Here is an 11,401-nt window from a genome sequence, read left to right as displayed (position 1 = left end):
AATTGTAGATGACGAACCCAATATTGTAATGTCATTAGAATATACTTTTAAGAAAAATGATTTTGAAGTTTTTATTGCTCGAGATGGAATAGAGGCATTAGAAATTGTAAAATCTAATTTTCCAGATATCATCATTTTAGATGTTATGATGCCACTTGTTGATGGTTATGCTACCTTAGAGCACATTAGAAAAGACAGCAATTTATCGCATACTAAAGTCATCTTTTTATCTGCCAAAAACAAAGCAAGCGATATTGAAAAAGGAATGGCATTAGGTGCCGATGCATATTTAACCAAACCCTTTTCTATTAAAAAAGTAGTGGAACAAGTACTTGAATTACTTCAATAATTTTTTAAATAATGTATAAAGGTGAAAGTTGTTTTCACCTTTTTTTTGCAATTTAAATATATACTTATTTAGCAATATTATTTCAATTGGTGTGTTTTAATTTAGTATTTTTACTTTAATAAAACAGAACAAATTAACAGAAATAATGACATATCAAGAATTATATGACCATAGTATTCAATCTCCAGAGAAATTTTGGTCAGAACAAGCAAATGCAATAAAATGGTTTAAAAAACCAACTACTATTTTGTCTAAAGATCAAAATGAGTATCCTCTTTGGTTTGCAGATGGAGAATTAAACGCTTGTTATTTAGCATTAGACAAACACATTGAAGAGGGATTTGGAGATAATGTAGCTATTATTTATGATTCGCCAGTAACACAAACTGTTAAGAAGTATACATATAATGAAGTAAAGACAGAAGTGGCCAAATTAGCAGGCGGAATGTTGTCTTTAGGCTTGAAAAAGGGTAACACGGCTGTTATTTATATGCCAATGATTCCTCAGGCTGCCTTTGCAATGTTAGCTTGTGCCCGAATAGGAGTAATTCACTCCGTAGTTTTTGGTGGTTTTGCGCCACACGAATTGGCAATACGAATAGATGATTGCAAACCAAAAATTGTAATTACAGCATCTTCTGGAATTGAAATAGACCGATTAATCGCATACAAACCTTTAGTAGATGAAGCTATTGAATTGGCAGCACATAAGCCAAAAAAAGTAATTATTTTAAACAGAAAATTAGGCGCAAGAATACCATTTAAAAAATACGATGTTGATTATGATGCTTTAGTATATGGTTCAGAAGAAGTACCTTGTGTACCAGTAGAAGCAACACATCCGTTGTATATTTTATATACGTCTGGAACAACAGGAAAACCTAAAGGAATTGTCAGAGATACAGGAGGTTACACTACCGCACTTAAATACTCAATGGAACATATTTATGGTGCTAAACCAGATGAAGTATTTTGGGCAGCTTCCGATGTGGGTTGGGTAGTAGGACATAGTTATATTGTTTACGGACCTTTATTGAATAGAAATACAACTATTATTTTTGAAGGAAAACCTATCCGTACTCCAGATGCAAGTACGTTTTGGCGTGTAATTGAAGAGCATAAAGTGAATGTAATGTTTACAGCGCCAACTGCAATTAGAGCCATCAAAAAAGAAGACCCAAATGGAGACTTCATTAAAAAATACGATTTATCAAGTTTAAAAACTCAGTTTTTAGCAGGTGAACGCTGTGATGTGGCTACTTTAGAATGGTATCAAGCACATATTCCTGTACCCGCAATCGACCATTGGTGGCAAACAGAATCCGGTTGGCCAATGATTGCCAATATGATGGGAGTAGAGTTTTTACCTATAAAACCAGGTTCGGCAGGAAAAGCCGTTACGGGTTATAATATTCAAATCTTTAACGAAGAAGGCGAAGAACTGGCTGCAAACGAAGAAGGATACGTTGTAATAAAATTACCATTGCCTCCAGGAACGATGATGGATTTATGGAATGAAAATGCCCGATTTAAAGAAGGGTACTTAGAAAAATTTCCAGGTTATTATTTTTCGGGTGATGGTGGTTTTAAAGATGAAGACGGATATATATTCATTACGGGCAGGGTAGATGATGTGATTAATGTAGCAGGTCATCGACTTTCAACAGCCGAAATGGAAGAAATTGTGTCTTCACATCATTCCGTTGCAGAGTGTGCCGTTATTGGGATAAATGACGAATTAAAAGGGCAAGTTCCATTGGCATTAGTTGTAAATAAATTTGGTGAAAGTATTGAGCATTTTCAACTGCAACACGAAGTTGTTCAATTGGTTAGAGAACAAATTGGCGCAGTCGCTTCTTTGAGAGATGTGGTTATTGTGCCACGATTACCAAAAACTCGCTCAGGTAAAATCTTACGTAAATTATTACGAAGTATTGCGGATGGTACTGATTTTCAAATCCCATCAACTATTGATGATGAAGCTATAATTGATGAAGTTAGATCCGAATTTAAAAATGCGAAAATAGGTTCATTTAGATAAATAAGAAAAAATAATCAATATGTTTTAAAATATTGATTATTTTTTTTATAATTTTACATAGTGAATGTTCACTAACTAAATTTTTATGATAGATACTACTTCCAAGCGACAACAAGAAATTATTGAATCTGCAGGAAAACTTTTAATGGAAAAAGGAATTAAAGGTTTAACAACTAAAAATTTAGCTTTGGAAATGCAGTTTTCGGAAAGTGCATTATATAGACATTTTAAAAATAAAGAAGATATAATTGTTTTGTTATTAGAATATTTAGAAAATAACTTAAAACATCGATTAAATCCAATTTATGACATAGAAAGTACAGCACATGAAAAGTTGTTTAAAATATTTAATAGCCAATTTGTTTTTTTTAGTCAAAATCCACATTTCGTTGTAGCCATTTTATCTGAAGGCTTATTCGATGAATCAGATAAAATTAACCACTCAATATTAAAAATTATTAATTATAAAACAGCACTAATAACCGCATGTATAGAAGATGCTAAAAAAAACAGTCTCATAAATGATGCGATTCAAACACAAGATATGGTTCATATATTGATGGGAAGTTTTAGATTGATGATGTTAAAATGGAAAATATCTAAATTTAAAATAAATCTAATACAACAGGGGAATAATGTTATGAAAACCAATTTAAATTTAATAATAAAATGAAAAAAGTAGCAATAATCATAATAAACGGGATATTACTTTACTCATGTAATTCAAAAGAGGAAGTTAAACTTATAAAAAAAGACATAAAGGAATTGATTTTTGCTTCTGGTCAAATTGAGTGGGACAATTCGTATAATCTTACAGCACAAACTGACGGTGTTCTTTTATCGGCAGATTTTGAGGTTGGAGATGTCGTTCAAAAAGGAGGAATAATTGCCAAAATTGATAATGAATTGAACGCCGTAAATTTAGAAACATCTCAAAAGCAAATAGCCATTACTAATGAAAATATCTCAATAAATTCTCCCGCTTTAATTCAGGTAGAACAAAACATACAATTAGCAGAAAGTAAATATCTTCAAGATAAAAAGCAAGCTGAACGATATGAAAGATTAAATAAACAAAATATTGGATCAAGAGTTGAGTATGAAAATGCACAATTAAATGCAAAAAGTGCTTTGATTAATTTAACTAATTTAAAAAAACAATACGCAGTTATTTTGCAACAAGCCAAACAACAACATATTGCCACAAACTCACAATTAAAAAGTAACACAATTATTAAAAAATATAATTCTATTGAAATTACTGAAAATGGAACAATAATTAAAAAATTAAAATCAAATGGTGATTATATTCGAAAAGGCGAGGTAATTGCGGTTATTGCTGATGCAAAAAAAACGGAAGCTGTATTGAATATTGATGAAAACAGTATTGATAAAATAAAAAAGGGGCAGCCCGTTTTTATTAAATTAAATTCAAATAAAAATAAAGTTTATACTGGCAGAATTTCAGAAATACTTGCTACATTTGACAATCAATCGCAATCTTTTATTTGCAAAGTTGTATTTGAAAATCCTATTCAAAATTCAATATTCGGAACCCAATTAGAAGCCAATATTTTAGTTGGCGAAAAGAAAAACGCACTATTAATACCAAGAAATTATATTGGTTTTGGAAATAAAGTTAAAATTAAAGGAAAAGATGAAAACGTAGTGGTGAAAACAGGAATTATTTCTACAGAATATGTTGAAATTCTAAATGGAATAAGTGAAAATTCAATTCTATTACCCTTAAATCAATAGTATGGATATTAACTTAACCATAGCAAATACATATATTTTTTCTAACAAAAAACTAACTGCAGTAGCTGTTTTAGGTGTTTTATTGGGTATCTCTGTTTATATCTTTATGAATAGTTTACTAGTTGGTTTTGATAAAAGCTCAAATCAATCTATTTTCAGAAACACATCACATATTAGAGTCTATAAAGACGATGAAATAAGTAAAGTTTTAGTTGAAAATTCATATAAAAATTACCTTATAATAAACCCAAAAATTGTACCAAATAAAGCAACATTAATAAATCCAAACGCTATTTTAGATTTAATTTTAAAGCAAAAAGAAGTAAAAGTTGCCTCGCCTCAAGTAAATACAAGTGTTTTTTATAATAATGGTAAATCACAATTACCTGGAGTATCTATAGGGATCAAACCAGATGAAGCTAACTTGATGTACAACATAAATTCCTTTATGGTAGATGGTAATTTCGATCATTTAAAATCCAATATAAACGGAATATTAATAGGAAGTGGAATTTCGGAAAAAATGAATGTAACTATCAATGACAATATTAATCTTACCTCTTCAAAAGGAGTTAATCGTACTTTTAAAGTTGTAGGAATTTTTAAAACGAACAATTCAATAATTGACAAATCAAAATCATACATTAATTTAGTTGCAGCCCAACAATTACTAAAAGAAAATCAAACATATATAACAGATATAAATGTGAATGTTACCGATCCTGAAAAAGCAGAAAGTGTTGCTAAAACATTAACACAAATTACAGGTTATAAAGCCGAAGGATGGAAAGAGGCGAATGCGACAATTATGGCCACTAATAAAATGCGAAAAATGATAATTACGTTTGTTTCAATTACAATAGTATTAGTTGCTGGTTTTGGAATTTATAATATTTTGAATATGACAGTATCTCAAAAAATAAATGACATTGCAATTTTAAAAGCTATGGGTTTTAACGGCAAAGATGTAATAAAAATATTTGTAACACAAGCCATTTCTATTGGTTTAATGGGCGTTTTTGGCGGGGTAATTATTGCCGTTATTTTAATTTCATTTTTAAAGAAAATATATTTAGGTGGTGATATTGGCTATTTCCCAATAGATTATGAATTTTCAAAATTCATTCAAGGAATAGTAGTCGGATTACTTATTACTTTTTTTGCAGGATATATTCCTGCCAAAAAAGCAGCCAATGTTGATCCAGTTCAAATTTTAAGAAAATAAATCTTACATAAAATGAAATCAATATTAAAAACTGAAAATATTAATAAATTTTTTCATGAACCAACTGAATTTCAAGTTTTAAAAAACATTGAATTTGAAGTGAATAGTGGCGAATTTTTAAGCATGATCGGCAAGTCGGGTAGTGGGAAATCAACATTATTATATGTGCTTTCCACAATGGATAACGATTATTCAGGAAAATTAATACTTGATAATCAAATAATGACAGGTTTATCAATGGACGCATTGGCTAAAATTAGAAATGAAAAAATTGGTTTTGTTTTTCAATTTCATTATTTGCTACCTGAATTTTCTTGTTTAAAGAATGTTATGATACCTGCTCTAAAATTAGGTAAATATTCCGAAAATGAAATAGAAGAACGTGCTTATCAAAAATTAAAAATCTTAGGTTTACAAGATCAGGCACTTAAATTGGCAAGTAAATTATCAGGAGGGCAACAACAAAGAGTTGCAATTGCAAGAGCCTTAATTAATGACCCACTTTTAATTATGGGAGACGAACCGACTGGAAATTTAGATAGTAAAAATACCAATTTAGTGTTTGATATATTTCAAGAACTTACTCAAAATTTTGGACATACAATTATAGCTGTAACTCACGACGATGATTTTGCAAAGAAAAGCGACAGAATCATTGAAATGCAAGACGGAAAAATAATATATTAATATTTGGATATTTTTAATATTTATTTTTTTTGATTTCAATTCATTTCCTCCCTAACAAAAAATATTTAATTCAACATGTTTTGCATGACTATAAAATAAATTATTTTTTAAGTCTATCACAAATAATTTTTTTAAATTATCAATAGTTAAGAACTCAAAATAACTATATATATACCTATTTAGCAAATTATTTCTTTTCCGTAGGAATAGATTTATTATATTTACATTACGAAACAAAAAACCAAACGAATAATGAGTTATTATAAAATTACTGATTTAGAAAATTATTTTAAAATGTACAAAAAATCAGTACGCGAACCAAGAAAATTTTGGGATCGTATTGCTGATGAAAACTTTACTTGGTATCAAAAATGGGATAAAGTTTTTGATGTTGATATGCAAGAAGCCAATTTCAAATGGTTTTTAAATGCAAAAGTAAATATTACTAAAAACTGTATTGACAGACATTTAGCCAAACGTGGCGATAAAACGGCGATAATTTTTGAACCAAATGATCCAAAAGAAGCTGCTTTACATATTACATATAAAGAATTATATGAGCGCGTTTCTAAAATGGCCAATGTATTACGTGAACAAGGCATAAAAAAAGGTGATAGAGTTTGTATTTACTTACCAATGATTCCAGAATTGGCTGTAGCTGTTCTAGCTTGTGCACGAATTGGAGCCATTCACTCGGTAGTATTTGCAGGATTTTCAGCTTCTGCTGTAGCGGCAAGAATTAACGATTCTGAATGTAAAATGGTAATTACATCAGATGGCGGATTTAGAGGAAATAAATCGGTAGATTTAAAAGGAATCGTAGATGAAGCATTAGAAAAATGTCCTTGTGTAGAAAAAGTTTTAGTAGCTAAACGAACCAATACGGATGTAAATATGAAAGATGGTCGTGACATTTGGTTACAACCACTTTTAGATGCTGCTTTAGGAAATAATGTTGCTGAAATTATGGATGCCGAAGATCCTTTATTCATCTTATATACTTCAGGTTCTACTGGAAAACCAAAAGGAATGTTACATACAACTGCGGGTTATATGGTTTACACCGCTTATACATTTAAAAACGTTTTCAATTACGAAGAAAATGATGTATTCTGGTGTACCGCTGATATTGGTTGGATTACAGGGCACTCTTATATTTTATATGGTCCGTTATTAAATGGAGCCACTACAGTACTTTTCGAAGGCGTACCTTCTTACCCAGATTTTAGTCGTTTTTGGGAAGTAATTGAAAAACATCAAGTCAATCAATTTTACACGGCTCCAACTGCCATTCGTGCTTTAGCCAAAGAAAATTTAGATTATGTTCAAAAATTCCCATTACGTTCTTTAAAAGTTATTGGATCTGTTGGAGAACCAATTAACGAAGAAGCTTGGCATTGGTATAACGACCACGTAGGAGGGAAGCGATGCCCATTAGTAGACACTTGGTGGCAAACCGAAACGGGTGGAATTATGATTTCTCCAATTCCTTTTGTAACACCAACAAAACCAACGTATGCATCTTTACCTTTACCAGGAATTCAACCGGTTTTAATGGATGAATTAAGAAACGAAATTGAAGGCAATCAAGTAACTGGTAGTTTATGTATTAAATTCCCTTGGCCGTCAATGGCAAGAACCATTTGGGGCGATCATCAACGTTATAAAGAAACCTATTTTACAGCATTCCCAGGTAAATATTTCACAGGAGACGGTGCTTTACGCGATGAAGTTGGATATTACCGAATCACGGGTAGAGTAGATGATGTAATTATTGTTTCCGGGCATAATTTAGGAACCGCTCCAATTGAAGATTCTATTAATGAGCATCCAGCTGTGGCAGAAAGTGCTATTGTAGGTTTTCCTCACGATATTAAAGGAAATGCGTTATATGGTTTTGTGATTTTAAAAGAAACAGGAGAAACAAGAAATCAAGATAATTTAAGAAAAGAAATCAATCAACTTATTTCAGACCAAGTGGGACCGATTGCTAAATTAGATAAAATTCAGTTTGTATCTGGTTTACCAAAAACACGTTCCGGAAAAATTATGAGACGTATTTTAAGAAAAATTGCTGAAGGTGATTTCTCTAATTTCGGAGATATTTCTACGTTGTTAAACCCTGAAATTGTTGAAGAAATTAAAAACGAAAAGTTATAGATTTTTTTTGCTTTTAATAGTTAAAAACTACTTCATTAATGGAGTAGTTTTTTTTTATTTAAATTTGTATAATTTAATTACGATGAAACCTAAAATTTTTATTACCAAAAAACCTAAGTCAGAACTTTTAAAGAAATTTATATCTTATTATTATTTTCATTCTAACGAGTTAATTGATGAAAGGATAAAATTTCATTATTATCCAAATACAATAAATGCAATAACAATTTATAAAAATTCTAATGTTTCATTTTTTGAAAATTATAATTCAGTAACAAAACCAAATAAGAACAAGAAATATATTAAATTATATACAGGATTAAAAAGAGTTGTTAGCGCAGCTGAAATTTATACTCCTTTTGATAAAATAGCAATAGCTTTTGAACCTTTAGGTTTAAATTCATTTATTAAAAATACTATTAAAGATATAATATCCAAAGAAGATAATTTTATTTTTTCTGAATTTGACCCTGAAATTGATATAATTTTAGACAAAGTATATTTTGAAAACGATTATGACAGAAAAGTAGAAATTTTAGATGATTTTTTTGTTTCAAAAATTAATGATTTCAAATGTAACCTTACAGAAAAAGCAATAGATTTAATTGTAAATAATAATCAAAAATATAAAGTTTCAGAACTTTCAGAGATTTTAAACATATCAAGTAAAACATTAAATAGAAAATTCAAAAATCATTTAAATTCGAGTGTAAAGGATTTTATTGAAATAGCTCATTTTCGTAAAACGTTTAATCATTACTTGAACAATAATCAAAATAATAAGCTTACAGATTTAGCATACCAATTTAATTATTATGATCAATCTGATTTTATTAATCAATTCAGGAAAATCACGGGTATTAATCCAAAAAACCTTTTTAAAAAAGTAGAACATTTTGGTAATGAGAATTTATTTTGGAACACTAAAATTTAAATGTCTTATTTTTCCAATTTTCTAAATATAATTTCCAATACATTTGTAAAATAAATTTAGATCTTATGAAAATCAATATTCTATTTTACTTTTTTTTGTCTTTTATATCATTTGGACAAAATAAATCATTAATAACTTTTAAAGTTCAAGTACCAAGTAATCTTGATGAAGTTTACATTACAGGTAATCAAGAAAATATAGGAAATTGGGAACCATCCAAAATTAAAATGAACAAAATCAGTGATTTTGAAAGAGAAATTACATTGGTTTTAACTTTACCTGTTGAATTTAAGTTTACCAAAGGAAATTGGGAATCAGAAGCAATTATTAAGAGTAATGGAGAAACTTCAAATTTGTTAATTGAAAATAATTCAAAAAATACATTTTTTTATAAAGTAAGATATTGGTTAGACAATGAGATTACAAATGACGAGTTTATTTCTGAATATGAAATTAAAAAATTGAATTCTAAGTATTTAGATGATAATCAATCTTTTAAAATATATTTACCAGATAATTATTCTTCAACAAAAAAGTATCCTGTGTTATATTTTACAGATTCTGATTATTCTCCAAATTTTGAATTATTAGTTCAATACTACAAACAACTTGAAGCTTTTGAGATCATTCCAGAATGTATTTTGGTAGGAATTATGCAACAAAATAGAAATAAAGAATTAGATGTTTTTTATACTGAAAATGGTAAAAAATATAAAGATTATTTATTTAATGAATTGATTCCTTTTATAAATAGTAATTATTATGTTTCAGGGTTTAATACATTGATAGGGCACTCTGACGGTGCAACATATAACCATATTTTACTAACTGAAAGTAATTGTCCTTTTGATGGATTTATTAGTTTAAGTGCAAATTTATTTAATAATCAACTGAGTTCTATTGATGATTATTTGAAATCATATAATAAAAATAGAAAACTTTATTACTTTTTAGCGAATGGCACTTTTGATGATACTGGAAGATTTGATTCGGGTAAAGCAATAGAGACTGTTTTTTTTAAGTATAAATTACAAAATATAAATTTTGAAAATAAAATATACAATGCAGATCACAATAATTTAGTAGCTAAAAGTTTATTAGATGGTATTCAATTTATTTTTAAAGATTATAGAGGCATAAATAATTATAAAGATTTCTATGATTTTTCAACAAATTATGAAAATAATATTATTAATAATTATGGAATTAAACCAATATTTTTCTACAATGATATTGATTATTTCTTCGGGAAAATTTTAGATACTAAAGATGCTAATCAATATGAAAATTTAATTTCATTTTGTCAAAAAAGAGATTTATTTGCATCAAATTCAATCGATAGAGCAAATCATTATTTTGCAATGGATAATTATGCGAAATGTATTGAATATTGGAATAAATCATTAGAATCTATTCATCTTTTAGAAAAGCGAGTTTTTTACTATAATTTTAAAAAAGCGCTTATTTCATTTGACAAATTAAAGCAATTTAAAGAAAAAATTGTTTTTTTAGAAAAGTGTAACACAATACTTAATGAATACAAATTGGAATTTTGGTATTTTATTGCAAAAACAATAACAGAGAATAATTTAAAAACATATAACTCAAAAAAATACATTAATTATTGTAAGATTAACTATATAGAAAATAGATATTTTACTTTAAAAGATTTAGAAAATTTATCAAAATAAAAATGAATTTATTTTATCCCCAATTTACTTTTCAATTTCAAAAATAAAATAGCAATAGAGTAGGCATCATCTGCCACAGAATTTCGTTCACTGATAGAAATATTTAAAAATTTACTCATTTCTTCCATTGCATATTTTTTATCATTGGTTTCTGATAATTTATTAAACATAGCTTCAATATCATATGCCTCATTTTTAAGTTTTCCTAATTTAAGTCGACTTAACATTTGGTTAAGCATTTCGATATCAAAATCTATTCGATGCCCAATAAATATTGAATTTCCAAGATATTCAATTAAGGTTTCAATCGCCACTTCTTCAGAAACTTTTTCTACTTTACTAACCGCAATAAATTCGTTATCTAAACTAATATCTAATGGAGTAGTGTGCTTAATGTAAATTTCAAAAGAGTCTTTCAAAATAATTCTATTTTCAACTATAGATGTTGCTGCTATAGACATAATCACATCTTTTTCTGTATCTAAACCAGAAGTTTCCATACTAATAACAACATATTTAGTAGCTGGACTTTTAAAAGATTCAGTATATTTTTTCC

General features: G+C 28.4%; 10 protein-coding genes. 9 read left to right on the top strand and 1 reads right to left on the bottom strand.

What is annotated here, in order from left to right; all coding sequences use genetic code 11:
• Position 1: 1 nt before the first annotated feature.
• The 9 genes from KA468_RS09325 (at position 2) to KA468_RS09285 (ending at position 10,845) form a co-directional block, all read left to right on the top strand.
• The gene (locus KA468_RS09325) at positions 2–349 is read left to right on the top strand and encodes a response regulator (RefSeq protein WP_291242671.1); all 348 of its coding nucleotides are present in this window, start codon (positions 2–4) and stop codon (positions 347–349) included.
• 118 nt (positions 350–467) lie between these two features.
• A complete protein-coding gene (locus KA468_RS09320; RefSeq protein WP_291242672.1) occupies positions 468–2,390 on the top strand; it encodes a propionyl-CoA synthetase in 1,923 nt (640 codons plus the stop codon).
• 85 nt (positions 2,391–2,475) lie between these two features.
• Positions 2,476–3,063: a TetR/AcrR family transcriptional regulator gene (locus tag KA468_RS09315; RefSeq protein WP_291242670.1), complete on the top strand. Its 588-nt coding sequence runs from the start codon at positions 2,476–2,478 to the stop codon at positions 3,061–3,063.
• Entirely contained in the window at positions 3,060–4,148 is a 1,089-nt protein-coding gene (locus KA468_RS09310) for an HlyD family efflux transporter periplasmic adaptor subunit (RefSeq protein WP_291242669.1), read from the top strand. Before KA468_RS09315 ends, KA468_RS09310 begins: the two co-directional genes overlap by 4 nt.
• Position 4,149: 1 nt before the next feature.
• Positions 4,150–5,373 carry an ABC transporter permease gene (locus KA468_RS09305; RefSeq protein ID WP_291242668.1) on the top strand — a complete coding sequence of 408 codons (1,224 nt, stop codon included), beginning with the start codon at positions 4,150–4,152 and terminating at the stop codon, positions 5,371–5,373.
• A 12-nt stretch (positions 5,374–5,385) separates the two neighbouring features.
• A complete protein-coding gene (locus KA468_RS09300; protein WP_291242667.1) occupies positions 5,386–6,060 on the top strand; it encodes an ABC transporter ATP-binding protein in 675 nt (224 codons plus the stop codon).
• 252 nt (positions 6,061–6,312) lie between these two features.
• Positions 6,313–8,220, top strand: a complete 1,908-nt coding sequence (gene acs / locus KA468_RS09295; RefSeq protein WP_291242666.1) for an acetate--CoA ligase — start codon at positions 6,313–6,315, stop codon at positions 8,218–8,220.
• Positions 8,221–8,302: 82 nt separating this feature from the next.
• Positions 8,303–9,154 (top strand): AraC family transcriptional regulator, encoded by an 852-nt coding sequence (locus KA468_RS09290; RefSeq protein WP_291242665.1) that lies wholly within the window; start codon positions 8,303–8,305, stop codon positions 9,152–9,154.
• A 65-nt stretch (positions 9,155–9,219) separates the two neighbouring features.
• The gene (locus KA468_RS09285) at positions 9,220–10,845 is read left to right on the top strand and encodes an alpha/beta hydrolase-fold protein (protein WP_291242664.1); all 1,626 of its coding nucleotides are present in this window, start codon (positions 9,220–9,222) and stop codon (positions 10,843–10,845) included.
• Between the two features lie 8 nt (positions 10,846–10,853).
• On the opposite strand, the gene KA468_RS09280 is transcribed toward KA468_RS09285, so the two are convergent.
• The coding region (locus KA468_RS09280) for a 3'-5' exonuclease (protein WP_291242663.1) at positions 10,854–11,401 on the bottom strand (548 nt) is incomplete at its 5' end.

The sequence above is a fragment of the Flavobacterium sp. genome (assembly GCF_017985075.1).
Taxonomy (GTDB): Bacteria; Bacteroidota; Bacteroidia; order Flavobacteriales; family Flavobacteriaceae; genus Flavobacterium.
This window is presented reverse-complemented; position numbering and strand designations above follow the sequence as displayed.